16 protein-coding genes and 1 pseudogene are annotated in these 19,860 nt (G+C 65.6%); 14 read left to right on the forward strand and 3 right to left on the reverse strand.

Translation table 11 applies throughout. The features are described 5' to 3' along the window. Window positions 1–108 precede the first annotated feature (108 nt). The 4 genes from ftsW (at window position 109) to murC (ending at window position 4,974) form a co-directional block, all read left to right on the forward strand. A complete protein-coding gene (gene ftsW, locus H8A95_RS32785) occupies window positions 109–1,260 on the forward strand; it encodes a putative lipid II flippase FtsW (protein ID WP_229186941.1) in 1,152 nt (383 codons plus the stop codon). A 104-nt stretch (window positions 1,261–1,364) separates the two neighbouring features. Beyond that, window positions 1,365–2,465 carry an undecaprenyldiphospho-muramoylpentapeptide beta-N-acetylglucosaminyltransferase gene (gene murG / locus H8A95_RS32790; protein ID WP_229186942.1) on the forward strand — a complete coding sequence of 367 codons (1,101 nt, stop codon included), beginning with the start codon at window positions 1,365–1,367 and terminating at the stop codon, window positions 2,463–2,465. A 37-nt stretch (window positions 2,466–2,502) separates the two neighbouring features. Beyond that, entirely contained in the window at window positions 2,503–3,342 is an 840-nt protein-coding gene (locus tag H8A95_RS32795) for a class I SAM-dependent methyltransferase (RefSeq protein WP_229186943.1), read from the forward strand. 228 nt (window positions 3,343–3,570) lie between these two features. Then, a complete protein-coding gene (gene murC / locus H8A95_RS32800; RefSeq protein ID WP_229186944.1) occupies window positions 3,571–4,974 on the forward strand; it encodes a UDP-N-acetylmuramate--L-alanine ligase in 1,404 nt (467 codons plus the stop codon). 56 nt (window positions 4,975–5,030) lie between these two features. On the opposite strand, the gene H8A95_RS32805 is transcribed toward murC, so the two are convergent. Further along, entirely contained in the window at window positions 5,031–5,366 is a 336-nt protein-coding gene (locus tag H8A95_RS32805; protein WP_229186954.1) for a GIY-YIG nuclease family protein, read from the reverse strand. A 20-nt stretch (window positions 5,367–5,386) separates the two neighbouring features. Between H8A95_RS32805 and murB the strand changes: the two genes are divergently transcribed. The 10 genes and pseudogenes from murB (at window position 5,387) to ligA (ending at window position 18,145) form a co-directional block, all read left to right on the forward strand. Next, window positions 5,387–6,304, forward strand: coding sequence for a UDP-N-acetylmuramate dehydrogenase (murB, locus tag H8A95_RS32810; RefSeq protein ID WP_229186945.1), 918 nt, complete (start codon window positions 5,387–5,389; stop codon window positions 6,302–6,304). Continuing rightward, window positions 6,304–7,290, forward strand: coding sequence for a D-alanine--D-alanine ligase family protein (locus H8A95_RS32815; RefSeq protein WP_229186946.1), 987 nt, complete (start codon window positions 6,304–6,306; stop codon window positions 7,288–7,290). Before murB ends, H8A95_RS32815 begins: the two co-directional genes overlap by 1 nt. A gap of 71 nt (window positions 7,291–7,361) precedes the next feature. Continuing rightward, window positions 7,362–7,683 (forward strand): annotated as a pseudogene (locus H8A95_RS32820) (D-alanine--D-alanine ligase); the annotation flags it as partial. Further along, a complete protein-coding gene (locus H8A95_RS32825) occupies window positions 7,623–8,633 on the forward strand; it encodes a cell division protein FtsQ/DivIB (RefSeq protein ID WP_229186947.1) in 1,011 nt (336 codons plus the stop codon). The pseudogene H8A95_RS32820 and the gene H8A95_RS32825, both read left to right, overlap by 61 nt. Continuing rightward, window positions 8,630–9,946: a cell division protein FtsA gene (gene ftsA / locus H8A95_RS32830; protein WP_229186948.1), complete on the forward strand. Its 1,317-nt coding sequence runs from the start codon at window positions 8,630–8,632 to the stop codon at window positions 9,944–9,946. The genes H8A95_RS32825 and ftsA overlap by 4 nt, the downstream gene beginning before the upstream one ends. Window positions 9,947–10,035: 89 nt before the next feature. Further along, window positions 10,036–11,820, forward strand: a complete 1,785-nt coding sequence (gene ftsZ / locus H8A95_RS32835) for a cell division protein FtsZ (protein ID WP_229186949.1) — start codon at window positions 10,036–10,038, stop codon at window positions 11,818–11,820. A gap of 350 nt (window positions 11,821–12,170) precedes the next feature. Next, the gene (gene lpxC, locus H8A95_RS32840) at window positions 12,171–13,133 is read left to right on the forward strand and encodes a UDP-3-O-acyl-N-acetylglucosamine deacetylase (RefSeq protein WP_163151883.1); all 963 of its coding nucleotides are present in this window, start codon (window positions 12,171–12,173) and stop codon (window positions 13,131–13,133) included. Window positions 13,134–13,391: 258 nt separating this feature from the next. Continuing rightward, window positions 13,392–14,300: an outer membrane protein assembly factor BamD gene (locus tag H8A95_RS32845; protein WP_420839486.1), complete on the forward strand. Its 909-nt coding sequence runs from the start codon at window positions 13,392–13,394 to the stop codon at window positions 14,298–14,300. Between the two features lie 13 nt (window positions 14,301–14,313). Continuing rightward, window positions 14,314–15,984: a DNA repair protein RecN gene (recN, locus tag H8A95_RS32850; RefSeq protein ID WP_229186950.1), complete on the forward strand. Its 1,671-nt coding sequence runs from the start codon at window positions 14,314–14,316 to the stop codon at window positions 15,982–15,984. A 7-nt stretch (window positions 15,985–15,991) separates the two neighbouring features. Then, entirely contained in the window at window positions 15,992–18,145 is a 2,154-nt protein-coding gene (gene ligA / locus H8A95_RS32855) for an NAD-dependent DNA ligase LigA (RefSeq protein ID WP_229186951.1), read from the forward strand. 141 nt (window positions 18,146–18,286) lie between these two features. Here ligA and H8A95_RS32860 read toward each other — a convergent pair whose 3' ends face one another. Then, window positions 18,287–19,564, reverse strand: a complete 1,278-nt coding sequence (locus tag H8A95_RS32860; RefSeq protein WP_229186952.1) for a multidrug effflux MFS transporter — start codon at window positions 19,562–19,564, stop codon at window positions 18,287–18,289. Then, on the reverse strand, window positions 19,552–19,860 hold a 309-nt coding region (locus H8A95_RS32865), incomplete at its 5' end, for a hypothetical protein (RefSeq protein ID WP_229186953.1). The genes H8A95_RS32865 and H8A95_RS32860, both read right to left, overlap by 13 nt.

Raw genomic sequence — 19,860 nt, forward strand, 5'->3', positions numbered from 1 at the left:
GTGCTTGGGGGCATCAACCCCCTCCCTCAAAAGTTACCCAACCCGTTAACCCTTTGGAAACCATCCTGCGCCACGAATGGACGTTCTCTCTGCCATCTGGGGACACCCATGCTCGCCCGTGACCAACGCACCCCGTTCTCGGACTGGTGGTGGACCGTCGACAAGTTGCTGCTTGTGGCGATCGCCGCGTTGATGCTCGCCGGCGTCATCCTGTCGCTGGCGGCGAGCCCGCCGGTGGCGACCCGGATCGGGCTCGATCCGTTCCACTTCTTCAACCGCCACGTCATGTTCCTGGTGCCGTCGCTGATCGTGCTGATCGGCGTGTCGTTCATGACGCCGCGGCAGATCCGGCGCACTGCACTGATCGTGTTCGCGGTGTCGATCGTGCTGATCGTGCTCACGCTCTTGATCGGGCCCGAGGTCAAGGGTTCGCGGCGCTGGATCACGTTGCTCGGCGTCAACATCCAGGCCTCCGAAGCGGCCAAGCCGGCCTTCGTGATCGTCGCGGCCTGGCTGTTCGCGGAATCGACCAAGCGGCCGGAGATGCCAGCGACCTCGATGGCGCTGGTGCTCTTGATGATGCTGGTCACGCTCCTGGTGATGGAGCCGGACTTCGGTCAGACCATGCTGATCCTCACCGTGTGGGGCGCGCTGTTCTTCATCGCGGGCATGCGGATGATCTGGGTGTTCGGGCTTGCCGGCGCCGCCGGCGCAGGCCTGTTCGGCGCCTATTTGCTGGTGCCGCACGTCGCGGGCCGCATCAAGCGCTTCATGAATCCCGCCTCCGGCGACACCTTCCAGGTCGACACCGCGATGGAGGCGTTCTGGAACGGCGGCTGGTTCGGGCTCGGGCCGGGCGAGGGTATCGCCAAGCGCAGCCTGCCCGACAGCCACACCGACTTCGTGTTCGCGGTCGCTGCGGAAGAATTCGGTATCATCCTCTGCCTGATGCTGGTCGCGCTGTTCGGCTTCATCGTGATCCGCACGCTGACCCGCGCCTATGCCACCGAGGACATGTTCTCGCGCTTTGCGGCGTCGGGGCTCGCGATCCTGTTCGGCGTGCAGGCGACGATCAACATGGCGGTCAATCTGCAACTGATCCCGGCCAAGGGCATGACGCTGCCGTTCATCTCCTATGGCGGCTCGTCCTTCGTCTCGCTCGCCTATGGCGTCGGCATGATGCTGGCGCTGACGCGGCAGCGGCCGCGCACCGAGATCGAATCGATGGAAGGCGCCAGTGCTCAGCGCGCCTACGCATGATGCATCCTGTCGTCATTACGAGCGAAGCGAAGCAATCCATCTATCCGATGTGCGGCACTATGGATTGCGTCGCTTCGCTCGCAATGACGGTATAAATTGGCGCCATGGCTGAACCATCCTTGATTCTGCTGGCGGCCGGTGGCACCGGCGGCCATCTGTTCCCGGCCGAAGCGCTCGCCGTGGAACTGATCAGGCGTGGCCTGCGCGTCCGGCTCGCGACTGACGGCCGCGCGCTGCGCTACTCCGGCTTGTTCGGCCGGGAGAGCATCGACCTGGTGCCGAGCGCCACCGTGCGCGGTCGCAATCCGATCTCGCTGGCGCAGACCGCGCTGATGCTCGGCTACGGCACGCTGGTTGCCGCCAAACTGGTGCGCCGGCTGAAGCCCGCGGCCGTCGTCGGCTTCGGCGGCTACCCGACCTTGCCGCCGCTGGTGGCGGCGCGGATGCTCGGCGTTCCCGGCATCATTCACGATGCCAACGCGGTGCTCGGCCGCGCCAACCGTTTCCTCTCCAGCCGCGTCAACGCGATCGCGACCTCGCTGCCCGGCGTGCTCGATCGCGATCCGGCGCTGGCCGGCAAGGCGACCACGGTCGGGACGCCGATGCGGCCGGCCATCCTTGCCGCAGCTGCGGTGAAATACACGCCGCCCGAGGCGAACGGCCCGTTGCGCCTGCTCGTCGTCGGCGGCAGCCAGGGCGCGCGGGTGATGAGCGATATCGTGCCGCCTGCGATCGAGAAGCTGGCGCCCGCGCTGTGGGGCCGCCTGATCATCACCCAGCAGGTGCGCGACGAGGACATGACCAGGGTGCGCGAGGTCTATCACCGGCTCAAGATCAATGCCGAGCTGGCGCCGTTCTTCCCGGATTTGCCGGCGCGGCTGGCGTCGAGCCAGCTCGTGATCTCGCGTTCCGGCGCCGGCACCGTCGCCGAGCTCGCCGCGATCGGCCGGCCCTCGATCCTGGTGCCGCTGCCTGGCGCGATCGATCAGGACCAGTTCGCCAATGCCGGCGTGCTGTCGCAGGCAAACGGCGCGCAGCGCATCATGCAGAGCGACTTCACGCCCGAGCGGCTGGCGGCCGAAATCTCGGCGTTTGCCGCCGAGCCCCAGAAATTGACCGCGATGGCGGAGGCGGCGCGCAGCGTCGGCCGGCTCGATGCCGCCGAGCGGCTCGCCGATCTGGTTGCCAAGGTGGCCGGGATTTGATGCGCCAATCCGGCAGGACGCCGGGGGAGACTTGATGATGACGGGTCTGTTGATCCACTCCGACTCGGAATTCTCGGACCTGATCCTGGAAGCGCTGCGCCTTGCGGATGCGCGCGATGTCGTCGAGATCGGCGCTGAATATGGCGGCATGTCGACGTTGCTCGCCGAGCACTGCAACGCACGGGGCGGCCAACTCACCAGCATCGATCCGGCGCCGAAGCGTGAATTCCTCGATTGGGTGGCTGCCAATCCGAATGTGCGTCACGTCGCGAAGCCGAGCCTCGATGCGCTCGGTGAGCTGGATGCCGCCGACGCCTGGATCGTCGATGGCGACCATAATTGGTACACGGTCTATCACGAGCTCCGGCAGATCGAGGCGATCAGCCGCCGCGCCGGCAAGCCGGTTCTGGTGTTCCTGCACGATGTCGGCTGGCCCTGCGGGCGGCGCGATATGTATTACGCACCCGCGCAAATTCCGGCCGCGTATCGCCATCCGCACAGCTTCGATGCGGGCGCCATGCTGGATCGCCCGGTGCTGGTCGAGGGGCGCGGATTTCGCGGCGCGGGCCTTGCCGCATTCGCAAACATGGCCGGCGGCGCACGCAATGGCGTGATGACCGCGATCGACGATTTCCTCGCCGAAGAGCTAGCGCAGGGCAGGGAGTTCGGCTTCGCCGAGATCCCCGCCGTGTTCGGCCTTGGAGTGATGTTTGATATGAACGCCGCCTGGAGCGCATCGCTTGCCGAGCTCGTGCTGCCCTACCACCAGAACAAGCTGCTGCGTGTGCTCGAGACCAATCGCCTGCGCAATTATCTTCGCGTCATTGAGATGCAGGACGAGTTCGCGGCGCGCGCCGCGCGGCCGGGAGCGGCGTAGCCGCCGGGGCGGAATGGGGATGTCCGTGACGTCAGGTCACCAGCACTGGCGGGTAGCTGATAACAGCGGCATTTCCGCGGCCGCGGGGTGGAAAAAGCCCTTGTCACGCATGGGAAAAGCGGGGCATCCAGTAGTCCGCGCCGTCCATATGAGGCGCGCAGAGAAGCCAAATCGTCCGCTCCGCAGCGAAGCTCGCACCGGACGGATGATGATGTCAGGAACCGGATCATGAGACTGCCGCGCGAGATCGGACCCATTCACTTCGTCGGGATCGGCGGCATCGGCATGAGCGGCATCGCCGAGGTGCTGATCAATCTCGGCTACACCGTGCAGGGCTCCGACGCGTCGGACAATTACAATCTCGCTCGGCTGCGCAAGAAGGGCGCCAAGGTCTCGGTCGGCCACGCCGCCGAGAATGTCGACGGCGCCGATGTCGTCGTGGTCTCGACTGCGATCAAGCGCGACAATCCCGAGCTGATGGCGGCGCGCGAACGGCGCATTCCGGTGGTGCGGCGCGCCGAGATGCTGGCGGAATTGATGCGGCTGAAGAGCTGCGTCGCGATCGCCGGCACCCACGGCAAGACCACCACCACCACGATGGTCGCGACCTTGCTCGATGCCGGCGGGCTCGACCCGACCGTCATCAACGGCGGCATCATCAATGCCTATGGCTCCAACGCGCGGTTAGGCGCCGGCGACTGGATGGTGGTCGAGGCCGACGAGAGCGACGGCACCTTCCTGAAGCTGCCGTCTGATGTCGTCATCGTCACCAATATCGATCCCGAACATCTCGATCACTTCAAGACCTTCGAGGCGATCCAGGATGCGTTCCGCAATTTCGTCGAGAACGTTCCGTTCTACGGCTTCGCCGTGATGTGCACCGACCACCCCGTGGTGCAGACCCTGGTCGGCAAGATCGAGGATCGCCGCATCATCACCTATGGCCAGAACCCGCAGGCCGATGCGCAGCTGTTGGATCTCACGCCGATGGGCGGCGGCTCGAAATTCAAGGTCGCAATCCGTGATCGCAAGTCCGGCGCGATCCATGAGATCGCCGATATCATGCTGCCGATGCCGGGACGCCACAACGCATCCAACGCGACGGCGGCGATCGCGGTCGCGCACGAGCTCGGCGTTTCCGACGACGTCATTCGCCAGGCGATGGCCGGCTTCGGCGGCGTCAAGCGGCGCTTCACCAAGACCGGTGAGACCAACGGCGTCACCGTGATCGACGACTACGGTCATCATCCGGTCGAGATCGCTGCCGTCCTGAAGGCGGCGCGGGAATCCACCAACGGCAAGATCGTCGCCGTGGTGCAGCCGCATCGCTACACCCGCCTGCAATCGCTGTTCGAGGAATTCTGCACCTGCTTCAACGACGCCGATGCGGTCGTGGTCGCCGAGGTCTATCCGGCCGGCGAGGCGCCGATCGCCGGTGTCGACCGCGATCATTTCGCCGCCGGCCTGCGCGCCCACGGTCATCGCAACGTTGTCCCGCTGCCGAACGCCGACGAGCTCGCGACAATCGTTCACGGCCTCGCCAAGTCGGGCGACCTCGTGGTCTGTCTCGGCGCCGGCAACATCACGCAATGGGCCTACGCGCTGCCCGGCGAATTGAAGGCGCTGGGGTGATGGAGGCCTCGTATCTCACCACGTCATGGCCGGGCTTGTCCCGGCCATCCACGTCTTCACTGCACTATCGTGTCGTACAGGTCGTCCCAGTCTGGGTTCGCTGCGATGATCTTGCGGATCTTCCAAGCGCGCGGCCAATGCTTGATGGTGTGTTCGCGCTGGATGGCGATACGGATGTCGTCAAATTGCTCGAAATAGACCAGCCGCTTCAGTCCGTATCGTTTGGTGAAGCCATCGACGAAGCCGGAACGATGCTCGAATATCCGGCGGACGAGATCGCTCGTTACCCCGACGTAGAGCACACCGTTTGGACGGTTGGTCAGAAAGTAGACGTATCCACCTGCCATGTGGAGATACTGCAAGGCGTGGATGGCCGGGACAAGCCCGGCCATGACGGATGGAGTGGTCACGCATGACCTTTCCCGACATCACGCCCGATCTGAAAGCCGCGATGCCGGAGCTGCGCGGGCGGCTGCTGGCGAACCAGTCGATGGCGGAGCTGACCTGGTTTCGTGTCGGCGGTCCGGCGCAGGTGCTGTTCACGCCGGCCGATGAGGATGATCTCGCTTATTTCCTGAAGCGGTTGCCGCAGGAGCTGCCGATCTATGTCGTCGGCGTCGGCTCCAACCTGATCGTGCGCGACGGCGGCATGCCCGGGGTCGTGATCCGGCTGGCGCCGCGTGCGTTCGGCGAAACCAGCGCGGCCGGCGATGTCGTCACCGCCGGCGCTGCTGCGCTCGACAAGCGCGTCGCCGAGACGGCGGCGGCGGCGAACATTGGCGGCATGGAATTCTTTTTCGGCATTCCCGGCACGGTCGGCGGCGCGCTGCGCATGAACGCCGGCGCCAATGGCGGCGAGACCAAGGATGTGCTGGTCGAGGCCACCGGCGTCGGCCGCGACGGCGTGAAGCATACATTCGGCAATGCCGACATGAAGTTCGTCTATCGCAATTCGGGTGTCGATCCGTCTGTTGTCTTCACCTCGGCGCGCTTCCGCGGCAGGATCACCGATGCGGATGCGATCCGTGCCCGCATGAACGAGGTGCAGACCCATCGCGAGACCGCGCAGCCGATCCGCGAAAAGACCGGTGGCTCGACCTTCAAGAACCCGCCCGGCAACAGCGCCTGGAAGCTGATCGACGCCGCCGGCTGCCGCGGCCTCAAGGTCGGCGGTGCGCAGGTGTCGGAGATGCACTGCAATTTCCTGATCAACACCGGCAACGCCACCGGGCACGACATCGAGACGCTCGGAGAGACGGTGCGCGAACGGGTCAAGCAAACCAGCGGAATTGAGCTACATTGGGAAATCAAGCGGATTGGGAAAAGCTGATGCAGGTGACCATTCTGTTCGGCGGCACCAACAAGGAGCGGCTGGTCTCGGTCGCGAGCACGCAGGCGCTGCACCGCGCTTTGCCCGAAGCGGACCTCTGGTTCTGGGACGTTGACGACACCGTGCATGCGGTGTCGTCCGAGAAGCTGCTGGGCCATGCGCGGCCTTTCGAGGTCGATTTCAAGCCCGACGGGCGCGGCATCGCGCTCGACCAGGCGCTCGACAGAGCGAGCGCTGAGCAGCGCGTGCTGGTGTTCGGCCTGCACGGCGGCCGCGCCGAGAATGGCGAATTGCAGGCGATGTGCGAGTTGCGCGGCGTTGCGTTCACCGGCTCCGGCTCGGCGTCGTCGCATCTGGCGTTCGACAAGCCGTCGGCCAAGCGCTTCGCGGCGATCGCCGGCCTCAACGCACCGCAGGGCATCACCATCGCACAGCTCGACGAGGCCTTCGCGCAACATGGCAGGCTGATCGCAAAGCCGGCCAAGGACGGATCGAGCTACGGGCTGATCTTCGTCAACGCACAGCAGGATCTCGTCGCGGTCCGCAATGCCGCCAAGCATGAAGACTATCTGATCGAGCCGTACGTCGCGGGCGTGGAGGCGACCTGCGGGGTGCTCGAGCAATCCGACGGCACGGTGTTGGCGCTGCCGCCGATCGAGATCGTGCCCGGGGAGGGAGCCTTCGACTACACAGCCAAATACCTTCTGAAGTCGACCCAGGAGATCTGTCCCGGCCGCTTCGCGCCCGAGGTCAGTGCCGCGATCATGGACCATGCGTTGAAGGCGCATCGCGCGTTGTCCTGCGCCGGGTACTCGCGCAGCGATTTCATCATATCGGCCAATGGCCCGGTCTACCTCGAGACCAACACGCTGCCGGGCCTCACCGCGGCATCGTTGTACCCTAAGGCCTTGAAAGCACAGGGGATCGCTTTTGCCGACTTCCTCAACGACCAGATCGAGCTCGCCCGCCGCCGCGCCAGAAGTTAAGGCCGAGTCAGGCGGGAACCCGCCGACTCGGCCGGATGGAACCCGGGCGCTGTTGCTAAAATGCTAACGGGTACGCGGCAAAGTACTCACAGCGTTGATCAAAATACGCTCCAGGCCGAACTCATTTACCGTTTGTTTACCAGGAAGCCCGAAGGTTAACGCTGGCGGCGCATGTAGCGCTTGGCTGCCGGGGCGTGAGCTGTCGCGGAATTCCGCTTCGAGGATCGCAACCAGGGAACAGGGGGCCACTCTAATCCCACCGGTCTTGCCGAGACGTGATTTGTGCCGGGACCCGCGGGGTTTGCGGGCGCAACACGTGACGAGTTCGTGCAATGGATGGTGCAGGACGCCTCACTCGATCGCTGCGATCGCTGGGGCCTCAAGCTGACCTGAGAGCAGCCGCTATTGGAGCGGCAGTGCTGCTGCGCGAGTATGTCGGCGCCCATCTCGCTCGCCGCCGTCGCGCGCGTCCTGCCAAGCGGCCGCAGGTGATCGATCGCGAGCCGCCGAACCGCTACATTCAGATGGTCGAACGCTATCTGCCGCGCCGCATCGGCCTGGTGGCGACGCTCGCGATCCTGTTCGGCAGCCTGGGCTTCGGCATCGTCAAGGGCGGCCACCTCGAAGAGTTCACGACGGCGCTCAGCGACACCCGCAACGCGCTGGCCAATTCTGCAGGCTTCCGCATCACCACCGTCGGCATCAACGGCCGCAAGCAGCTGAGCCAGGACGAGGTGCTTGCGATCGGCGGCGTCAACGGCCGCTCCTCGCTGCTGTTCCTCGACGCCGATACCGTGCGCGCCAAGTTGAAGGCCAATCCCTGGATCGCGGACGCCACGATCCTCAAGCTCTATCCGGGCCGGTTGCAGATCGACATTGTCGAGCGCACCGCCTTCGCGCTGTGGCAGCAGAACGGTCGCCTGTCGGTGATCGCATCCGACGGCGCCGTGCTCGAGCCCTACGTCACGCGCCGCTTCCTCAATCTGCCGCTGGTGGTGGGCAAGGGGGCGGACACCCGCGCCCAGGACTTCCTGGCGCTGCTCGACCGCTACCCGCAGGTGCGCGCGGTGACTAAGGCTGCGATCTTCGTCGGCGAACGGCGCTGGAACCTGCGCCTGAAGGACGGTCTCGACGTCCGGCTGCCGGAGAACGACGTCGGCAACGCGCTCGCCGCGCTCTCCAGGCTCGACAAGGACGAGAAGCTGTTCTCGCGCGACATCGTCGCCGTCGACATGCGGCTGCCCGATCGCCTGATCGTGCAATTGTCCGAGGAAGCCGGCAAAGCGCGCGACGAATTGTTCAAGGACAAGAAGTCCAAGAAGAAGGCCGGTGACTCCGCATGACCGGCCTCGATCGCAATCTGACCCCGAAGACCCGTCCGATGCAGAAGCGCACCGCGATGGTGGCTTCGCTCGATGTCGGCTCCAGCAAGATCGCCTGCATGATCGCGCGGCTCCGGCCGTCGCCGCCGAACGAGGCGTTGCGCGGCCGCACCCATGCGGTCGAGCTGATCGGCTACAGCCAGATCCAGTCGCGCGGCGTCAAGGCCGGCTCCGTCGTCGATCTCGCCGAATGCGAGAAGGCGGTGCGCCATGCTGTGGCGCTGGCCGAGCGCATGGCCAAGGTCCGCGTCGAATCCGTCCTGCTGTCGGTCTCCGGCGGCAGGCTGCATGGTCAACTGGTTGAAGCCGCAGCCGATATCCGCGGCGGCTCGGTCACCTCGGACGATATCAGCCGCGTCACCTCGGCCGGCATGCGCCACGCCGCCGGTGCCGGCCGCACCGTGCTGCACGCGCTGCCGGTCGGCTACGCGCTCGACGGCGTCAAGGGCATCCGCGATCCCAGGGGCATGGTGGCGCGCCAGTTCGGCGTCGACATGAACGTGGTGACGTCGGATGCGACGGTTGCCAAGAACCTGATGCTGGTGGTCGAGCGCTGCCATCTCAATGTCGAAGCCATGGCGTCGAGCCCCTATGTCGCGGGCCTCTCGGTGCTGACCGATGACGAGGCCGATCTCGGCGCTGCCGTCGTCGAGATGGGTGCGGGCTCGACCACGATCGCGACTTACTCCGGCGGCCGCCTCGTGCACGCGTCGGGATTTGCGCTCGGTGGGCAACACATCACGATGGATCTTGCGCGCGGCATCGGCGCATGCATTGCGGATGCCGAGCGAATCAAGACTTTATACGGCACGGTGCTGACCGGCGGTTCGGACTCGCGGGAGCTGATGTCCGTTCCCACTGCGGGCGATGATCGGGAGACACCGCAAATCGTGTCCCGCGCCACGATCGCGAACATTGTCCGGCATCGCGCCGAGGAGATTTTCGAAATGGTCCGTGACCGGCTCGCGGATTCCCCCTTTGCGGCAGAGCCGAGGGCGCGCGTCGTGCTGAGCGGCGGCGCATCGCAGCTCACTGGCACCGTCGAGCTTGCCGCCCGTATCCTGAACCGTCAGGTCCGCATCGGCCGCCCGCTCGGTTTCGGCCGGCTGCCGAACGAGGCGAAGGGCGCCTCGTTCTCGGTGCCGACGGGCCTCTTGGTCTATCCGCAATACGCACATCTTGAACATGTCGAACCGCGGCGCACGCGGCAGCTCAGGACAGGGACAGACGGTTACTTCGGAAAGGTCGGACGATGGCTTCGCGAGGGCTTCTGATGACCGCACCCCGGCTCACTGCATTTTCACCAGCTCCCGCGGCCAGCGGCCGGGACGAACCAACGCGCGCATAATCGAGAGAGGCAACCATGGCACTCAATCTGACACCCCCTGACATCAGCGAGCTGAAACCGCGGATCACCGTCTTCGGCGTCGGCGGCGCGGGTGGTAATGCCGTCAACAACATGATCACCGCCGGGTTGCAGGGCGTCGACTTCGTCGTCGCCAACACCGACGCTCAGGCGCTGACCATGTCGAAGGCGCAGCGCATCGTCCAGATGGGCACCCAGGTCACCCAGGGCCTCGGCGCCGGTTCGCAGCCCGATGTCGGTGCTGCGGCCGCGCAGGAGGTCATGGACGAGCTGCGCGATCATCTCACCGGCGCCAACATGGTGTTCGTCACCGCCGGCATGGGCGGTGGCACCGGCACCGGTGCTGCGCCCGTGATCGCCAAGGCTGCCCGCGAAATGGGTATCCTCACCGTCGGCGTGGTCACCAAGCCGTTCCACTTCGAAGGTCAGCGCCGCATGCGCACCGCCGAGCACGGTATTTCCGAGCTCCACAAGGTGGTCGACACGCTGCTGATCATCCCGAACCAGAACCTGTTCCGGGTCGCCAACGAGAAGACCACCTTCGCCGACGCGTTCGCGATGGCCGATCAGGTGCTGTACTCGGGCGTCGCCTGCATCACCGACTTGATGGTCAAGGAAGGCCTGATCAACCTCGACTTCGCCGACGTCCGCGCCGTGATGCGTGAGATGGGCAAGGCGATGATGGGCACCGGCGAGGCCACCGGCGAGAAGCGCGCGCTGACCGCCGCGGAAGCCGCGATCGCCAACCCGCTGATCGACGATAGCTCGATGAAGGGCGCCCGCGGCCTCTTGATCTCGATCACGGGCGGCAAGGACCTCACCCTGTTCGAGGTCGACGAAGCCGCGACCCGCATCCGCGAAGAAGTCGATGCCGACGCCAACATCATCGTCGGCGCCACCTTCGACGAATCGCTCGACGGCGTCATTCGCGTCTCGGTGGTCGCAACCGGCATCGAGCAGGCCGCGATCGCTTCCCGTGCGCAGGCTCCCGCGCAGCAGCCGGGCGGCTCGCCCGAGAGCCGGCTGGCCGATCTGACCGCTCGCCTACGTGCCGACAATCAGCGCATGGCCGAGCGTGCCCAGAAGCTGGAACCGCCGACCGGCGTGACGGTTGCTCCGATTGCAGCTGCCGCCGCAGCCCAGCAGCGTCCGGCCGTCGAGCGCGCAGCGCTCGCGGCAATCGCTGCCGCGGTTGCACCGGACAGCGCACCGGCTCAGGCGCCGATGCAGCCGGGGTCCTACGGTGACGTCACCGTGCGCCCAATCGCCCAGAAGCCCACGTTGTTCCCGGACCACGAGGCGGCCCGGGCCGAGCAGCACGAGCCGATGCCACCCGAGACCTTCATCCCGCAGGCGGCGGAGCGGTCGCCGGTCCGTGCCCCGCGGATGCCGAAGTTCGAGGATCTGCCGATGCCGGCGCAGGCCGAGATCCGGCAGGCCAGCGGTGACGGCGAGGCGGAACACCCGCAGAAGACCCGGCTGTCGCTGCTGCAGCGGCTGGCCAATGTCGGCCTCGGCCGCCGCGACGAAGAGACCGAGCCGCCGATCGCGGCCCGTGCCTCGGGTCCTGCGATGCCGACGATGCCGCCGCTGCCCGACCGCAAGCCGGCCCGCAGCGTCGCCCAGCAGATATCGGCGAACGAATCGCCGGTATCGGAATATGCGAAGCGCCCGGCACCGCAGGGATTGGACGCTCATGGCCGTCAGGCGCCTGTTGCCCCGGCGCCACAGGGCGACGACCATCTTGATATCCCGGCCTTCCTGCGCCGGCAGGCAAACTGAAGTTTGTTACAACCTTGACCACAAAGAAGGCCTCGGTGGGGAACCGCCGGGGCCTTCTCCTTTTGGTGGGTCCGTGGTTGCGGCCGGTAAACAAGCAACTGATTCTAAATCATTAATTATTCTTTCGGTGGTCAGATGACCGTCCGCCGAGGACCGTTTTCGCTGCCGCAATTTGGTTAACCTTGGGCGTGAATGCGGCGGAGATGGGGTAACAATCGGTAAAGAAGCGTGAGTTGGCGCGGTTTAGGGCTGTGACTATGGTCTGCCGTGACTTGGGGAGCTCAAGCGAGTCGGCCTTGGGGAAGTTTGGCCACTTGAATTGAGTGAAGTCGGGTAGTGGGCATTATCGAATGAAATTCAGCCGTCAGACAACGCTTCGGTCGCAAGCCACCGTGACTGGCGTAGGCGTTCATTCCGGTCTTCCTGTCAGTCTCACGTTGGGACCTGCACCTGTTGATGCAGGTTTTATTTTTGTCCGCACCGGTCTCGATGGTGCTGACCGCGAAGTCACGGCCACCGCCGACGCCGTGATCGCAACCGAATTTGCGACGGTGCTGGGTGACCGCGAAGGGCCGCTGGTCTCGACTGCCGAGCATGTGCTCGCGGCGCTGCGCGGCATGGGCGTCGACAACGCCACGATCGAAGTCGATGGCGCCGAAGTTCCGATCATGGACGGCAGCGCCGCGGCGTTTGTCGCAGCGATCGATCAGGCCGGCATCGTGACCCAGCCAGGTGTCCGCCGCTTCATCCAGGTGCTGAAGCCGGTGCAGGTCAAGATCGGCGATGCGATGGGCGAGCTGCGTCCGTTCGCCGGCGGTTTCCGCGTCGAAGTCGAGATCGATTTCACCAACAAGGTGATCGGCCAGCAGACCTTCTCCTTTGATCTTTCGCCGGAAGGCTTCCGCCGCGAGGTTGCGCGTGCCCGCACCTTCGGCTGCATGAACGACGTGGCGCGGCTGTGGGGCGCAGGCTTCGCGCTCGGCGCCTCCTTCGACAACACGGTGGTGTTCGACGAGGCCCGCCTGCTCAACGCTGAGGGCCTGCGCTACGCCAACGAATGCGCCCGCCACAAGGTGCTCGACGTGATCGGCGACCTCGCGCTGGCCGGCCTGCCGCTGCTCGGCAGCTATCGTTCGGTATGCGGCGGTCACAAGCTCAACAACGCGGTGCTGAAGGCGCTGCTGGCCGACCGCAGCGCCTGGCGCGTAGTCGAATCGGAGACCGCTCGGCGGCCGGTCCGCGGCCATGTCGAAGCCGGTGCAGGCACCGTGGGCGGTCTCGTCGCCCCAGCCTACGGCCCGGACGTGTCCTGATCGCCCAGGTCTTGATCGCCTAGCCGATCGGGCCCAATTTCCGTAATAACCACAGCAGGCTGTGAGCATCGTCGGGTCGCCTTATTCCCGGCGGAATGGCTCCGTATTCGGTTGGTCCACGGTCATTTTTCGGTTAAACAGGCCCGCGGTTGCCGAACATGGCGCCAACGGCACCAGAGATATTGCATCCATGATCGCGGTTCATGGGTGGAGTGGGGTCGCCGTTAACCGCATCAAAGGCGTCAGGTTTTACAATTCATGTCGGCAATGCGTATGGCGCTCGAACCACGCGAATCTTCTGACGTCTCCGGCCTGACGAAGGCCGTGCGCACGCTGCGCTTTGCGGCGGGCCTGGTCGTGCTGGCAATGCCGCTCTCAGGCTGCGGCACCGGCGCGCTCTGGGACAAGTTCATGGCCAAGGACGACACGTTCGTCGATGAGCCCGCGGACAAGCTCTACAATGAGGGCTTGTACATGATGAACGAGAAGAAGGATCTGAAGGCCGCCTCGAAGAAGTTCGAGGAAGTCGACCGTCAGCATCCCTACTCGGACTGGGCGCGCAAGTCGCTGTTGATGTCGGCCTATTCGTACTATCAGGCGGGCGACTACGACAGCTGCATCGGCTCCGCCACCCGCTACGTGACGCTGCATCCCGGCAGCCCGGACGCGTCCTACGCCCAGTACCTGATTGCGGCATCGCATTTCGACCAGATCCCGGACATCTCGCGCGACCAGGGCCGCACCGAGAAAGCGATCGCCGCGCTCGAAGAAGTGGTGCGCAAATATCCGACCTCGGAATACGCCACCCAGGCCAAGTCCAAGATCCAGGCCGCGCGCGACCAGCTCGCCGGCAAGGAAATGGCGGTCGGGCGCTACTACATCGAGAAGCGTGACTTCACCGCCGCGATCAACCGCTTCAAGACCGTGGTGACGCAGTACCAGACCACGCGCCATGTCGAAGAGGCGCTCTACCGGCTCACCGAGGCCTACATGGCGATCGGCATCGCCGGCGAGGCGCAGACCGCTGCCGCCGTGCTCGGCCACAATTTTCCGGACAGCCGCTGGTACAAGGACGCATATAATCTAGTAAAGTCCGGCGGTCTCGAGCCGAGCGAGAATCAGGGATCCTGGATCAGCAGGACCTTCAAGAAGATAGGTCTCGGCTAGGAATTGTCCTCGCATGCTGGCCCGTCTGTCGATCCGTGACATCGTCCTGATCGAACGGCTCGATATCGAATTTTCCCGTGGCCTGGCGGTGCTGACCGGCGAAACCGGCGCCGGCAAATCGATCCTGCTCGATGCCTTTGCGCTGGCGCTCGGCGGCCGCGGTGACGCCGGCCTCGTGCGCCATGGCGCCGAGCAGGGCCAGGTCACTGCCACGTTCGATGTCCCGAAGGGGCATCCGGCGGCCAGGATCCTGGCCGAGAACGGCCTCGACGACACCGGTGAGATGATCCTGCGCCGCGTGCAGCTCGCCGACGGCCGCACCCGCGCCTTCATCAACGACCAGGCGATCAGCGTGCAGACCCTGAAGGCGGTCGGCGCCGTTCTGGTCGAGATCCACGGCCAGCACGACGAGCGCGCTCTGGTCGATGCCTCCACCCACCGCCAGCTGCTTGATGCCTTCGCCGGCCACGAGGAGGATGTCGCGGCGCTGGAAGCGCTGTGGGATGTCAGGCGCACCGCCGGCACCGCGCTCGACGAGCATCGCGCCGGCATGGAGCGCGCCGCCCGCGAGGCCGACTATCTGCGCCATGCCTCCCAGGAGCTGAAGGCGCTGGCGCCGAAGGAGGGCGAGGAGACCGAGCTCGCCAACCGCCGCACCACAATGATGCAGGGCGAGAAGGTCGCGACCGATCTGCGCGAGGCGCAGGAGGCGATCGGCGGCTCGCATTCGCCGGTATCGGCCTTGTCGGCCGCGGTGCGGCGGCTGGAGCGGCGCGCCGCCAATGCGCCGGGACTGATCGAGCCGGCGGTCAAGGCGATCGACATCGCGATCAACGCGCTGGAAGAAGCCGACCAGCACCTCCATGCCGCGCTGGCCGCGACCGATTTCGATCCGGCCGAGCTCGAACGCATCGAGGAGCGGCTGTTCGCGCTGCGCGCGGCCTCGCGCAAATATTCGACGCCGGTGGATCTGCTGGCCGCGCTGGCCGCGCAATATGCCGGCGACGTCGCGCTGATCGATGCCGGCGCCGATCAGTTGAAGAAGCTGGAGGCGGCCGCTGCCGAAGCCGACAAGCGCTATGCTGCTGCGGCGACAAAGCTGTCGGCGGCGCGCAGCAAGGCGGCCGAGAAGCTCAACAAGGCCGTCAATGCCGAGCTCGCACCGCTCAAGCTCGAGCGAGCAAAATTCATGACGCAGGTCGAGAGCAACGCGGCCGCGCCGGGTCCGCAGGGCATCGACCGCGTCGAGTTCTGGGTCCAGACCAATCCGGGCACCAAGCCGGGGCCGATGATGAAGGTCGCCTCCGGCGGCGAGCTGTCGCGCTTCCTGCTGGCGCTGAAGGTCGTGCTGGCCGATCGCGGCTCGGCGCCGACCTTGGTGTTCGACGAAATCGACACCGGCGTCGGTGGCGCGGTGGCGGATGCGATCGGCTCGCGGCTGGCGCGTCTCGCCGGCAAGGTGCAGGTAATGGCGGTGACGCATGCGCCGCAGGTCGCAGCCCGTGCCAGCCAGCATCTGCTGATCTCCAAGGATGCGCTCGACAAGGGCAAGCGCGTCGCCACCCGCGTCAACGCGCTCGCCGCCGACCATCGCCGCGAGGAGATCGCGCGCATGCTGGCCGGCGCCGAGATCACCGCGGAGGCGAGGGCAGCCGCGGAACGGCTGCTCCGGGCGGCGAGTTAGCTTGCCCATGGCCACCAAGGCGAAGAAGGCGCTGGTCGACGTCGATAAGCTCACCAAGGCCCAGGCCAAGGTCGAGCACATGCGGCTGTCGCTCGAGATCGAGGCCCACAACGAGCGCTACTACCAGAAGGACGCGCCGACCGTATCCGATGCGGCCTACGACGCCATGCGGCACCGCCTGGAGGCGATCGAAGCCAGATTTCCCGATCTCGTCACCAGGGACTCGCCGACACAGACGGTCGGCGCTGCACCGGCCCGCGGCTTTGCCAAGGTGCAGCATGCCGTTCCGATGCTGTCGCTCGGCAACGCGTTCAGTGACGAGGACGTCACCGAGTTCGTCGAACGCATCAGGCGCTTTCTCAAGCTCGATGCCGACCACATTCCGGCGCTGGTCGCCGAACCGAAGATCGACGGCCTGTCGCTGTCGCTGCGCTACGAAAATGGCGAGCTGGTCCGGGCCGCGACGCGCGGCGACGGCTTCACCGGCGAGGATGTCACCGCCAACGTCCGGACCATCAAGGACATTCCGCATACCCTGAAGGGCCGCAACGTTCCGGCCGCCTGCGAAATGCGCGGCGAAGTCTACATGCTCAAAAAAGACTTCCTCGAGCTGAACAAGAAGCAGGCCGCGGCTGACGACACGATCTTCGCCAATCCGCGCAATTCAGCCGCGGGTTCGCTGCGTCAGAAGGACGTGTCGATCACCGCGTCGCGACCGCTGAAATTCTTCGCCTATACGTGGGGCGAGATGAGCGAGCCGCCCGTCGACACTCAGCACGGCATGCTGGAATGGATGGACAAAGTGGGCTTTGTGGTCAATCCGCTGATCACGCTGTGCAAGAGCGTCGATGACGTCCTGAAATTCTACAACAAGATCGGCGAGGAGCGGGCGTCGCTCGGCTATGACATCGACGGCGTCGTCTACAAGGTCGACCGCCTCGACTGGCAGGAGCGGCTCGGCTTCGTATCGCGCAGCCCGCGCTGGGCCATCGCACACAAATTCGCCGCCGAACAGGCAACGACCGTTCTCAAGGGCATCGATATCCAGGTCGGGCGCACCGGCGCGATGACGCCGGTCGCGCGACTCGAGCCGGTCACGGTCGGTGGCGTCGTCGTGTCGAACGCGACCCTGCACAATGAAGACTACATCAAGGGGATCGGTAACGACGGAAATCCGATCCGGGACGGCGTGGATCTGCGCGTCGACGACACCGTCGTGGTGCAGCGCGCCGGCGACGTCATCCCCCAGGTCGTCAGCGTCGTGCTGGACAAGCGGCCGGCCGGCGCAAAGCCGTACAAGTTTCCGGACACCTGCCCGGTGTGCGGCAGCCATGCGATCCGCGAGGAGGGCGAGGCGGTGCGTCGCTGCACCGGCGCGCTGATCTGCCCGGCGCAGGCGGTCGAGCGGCTGAAGCATTTCGTGTCGCGGCTTGCCTTCGACATCGATGGGCTCGGCGAGAAGCAGATCCAGGAATTCTACGAGGACGGACTGGTGAAGTCGCCGGTCGACATCTTCACCCTGCGCGAGCGTGACGGGCGTTCGACCTCCAAGTTGATGGAGCGCGAAGGCTACGGCGAAACCTCGGTGCGCAATCTGTTCGACGCGATCGACGCGCGTCGCAATATCGAACTGCACCGGTTGATCTTTGCGCTCGGCATTCGCCATGTCGGCGAAGGCAACGCCAAGCTGCTCGCGCGGCACTACCACACGATCGAGAATTTCCGTGAGGCGATGCTGGCTGCCGCCAAGGGCAGCGAGGACGAAGAGAACACCACCGAAGCCTACCGGGATCTCAACGCTATCGATGGGATCGGCGAGATCGTTGCGGACGCAGTTGTCGAGTTCTTTGCCGAGCCGCGCAACGTCAAGGCGCTCGGCGAATTGCTGCGCCAGATCGATGTGAAGCCCGCCGAGCAGCCGCGCAAGAGCTCGCCGGTCTCGGACAAGACCGTGGTGTTCACCGGCTCCCTGACGAAATTCACCCGTGACGAAGCCAAGGCGATGGCCGAGCGGCTCGGTGCCAAGGTCGCGGGCTCGGTTTCAAAGAAGACCGACTACGTCGTCGCCGGCGAGGAGGCCGGGTCGAAGTTGACCAAGGCGCGCGAGCTTGGCGTTGCGGTGCTGACCGAAGACGAGTGGCTGAAGCTGATCGAGGAATAGGGCGCCTCCTCCGTCATTACGAGGAGCGACAGCGACGAAGCAATCCATCGCTCCACATGCGCCGAAGCATGGATTGCTTCGCTTCGCTCGCAATGACGACGAGGTGTCGAGGATGACGGATGAGGATGTGGGCGAGCGCCATCACATCATCCCCTGCTCATCCTCCTCCGCCTGCGCGATCAGCTCCTCGCTCACCACCACATTCCGCCGCGGCACCACGAAGATCATGGTGCAGGCGCAGGCGATCGAGATCGCGAAGATCGCCGAGGTCAGCGGCAGGGTAGTCGTGGAGTGGCCGCCGAGATAGGCGCCGAATTGCGAGATCAGCGAGCCGATGCCCTGCTGCAGGAAGCCCATGGCGCCGGAGGCGGTGCCGGCCGCCTCGGGCCGGATGCTGATGGCGCCGGCGGCGGAATTGGCCATCACGAAGGCATTGGCGACCATCACGATCATCTGGGTGCCGAACAGCCAGAGCGGCGCCTGGTTCAGCCCGGCAAAACTCCAGATCAGGTTCAACAGGCTGCCGCCGAGCTGCAGCGCGAGCCCGAACCAGATCAGCTTCTCCAGCGAGTGCCGCGGCGCGAACCGCACGCAGAGCAGGTTGCCGATGAAGTAGCCGAACCCCGTCATCGCGAACCACGCGCCATATTCGGCGCTGCTGCGGCCCATCTGGGTCACCACGATGTAGGGGCCGCCGCCGGCGAAGGCGAAGATGATCTGCGACGCCAGCACCTGGCACATGAGATAGCCGACGAAGGCGCGGCTGCGCAGCAGTCCACCGAGGTCGCCGCGAAAGCTCGAACTGTCGGCGCGGTCGCGGCGGGTCTCGGGCAGCGCCAGCGCGATGAAGATCGTGACGGTCAGCGACGCCGCGGTGATGAGATAGAGGATTGCGCGCCAGCCGAATGCGGTTTCCAGAAGGCCGCCGGTCAACGGGCTGACCATCTGCGCGATCATCAGCGCGGCGACGACGAGGCTGATCATGGCGCCGACCCGCTCGCGCGGATAGAGATCGCGGATGATGGCACGGCTGATCACCATGCCGCTGGCGCCGCCGAGCGCCTGGAAGAAGCGAGCCGCGATCAGCTGCGGCAGGGTCTCGGCGAAGTCAGAGCCGATGCCCGCCACCACCATCAGGCCGAGGCCTGCGAGCAGCACCGGGCGGCGGCCGAACTTGTCGGACAGCGGACCCATGATGAGCTGCGAGAGCGCAATGCCGACCATGTAAAGCGACACGGTCATCTGCGCGATGCCGATGTCGCGGCCGAAAGTGGTCGCCAGCACCGGCAGCGCCGGGACCAGCATGTAGAGCGAGATCGGCGCGACGCCCGTCATCACGACGAGCATCAGCAGCATGACCTTCGATGTCGCGATGTTGTCTTTAGCCGCGCCGGGCGGCTTGCCCATCACGCCGTGCATTCTGGTCCGATCCAGCATTGTGGATCGACTGTAGCGTGCCCGTTCGCCGGGAATACCGGTGTTTCGGCATACGCCCATGCGAATTCGGGCGAGGCAGTTGATGTAATTTCGCCTCGCGCAACAAGCACACTGTCGTCCCGGCCTAGTGCGCAATTGCGCACGGGAGCCGGGACCCATAACCACAGGCGTGCATTGTTGAAGCGCGCTGTGGCCCCAGCGTCGTAGAACAGCTGGCAGCGGTGGTTGTTGAAGCGCGCTGTGGCCCCAGCGTCGTAGAACAGCTGGCAGCGGTGGTT

This window comes from Bradyrhizobium oropedii, assembly GCF_020889685.1.
GTDB classification, from domain to species: Bacteria; Pseudomonadota; Alphaproteobacteria; order Rhizobiales; family Xanthobacteraceae; genus Bradyrhizobium; species Bradyrhizobium oropedii.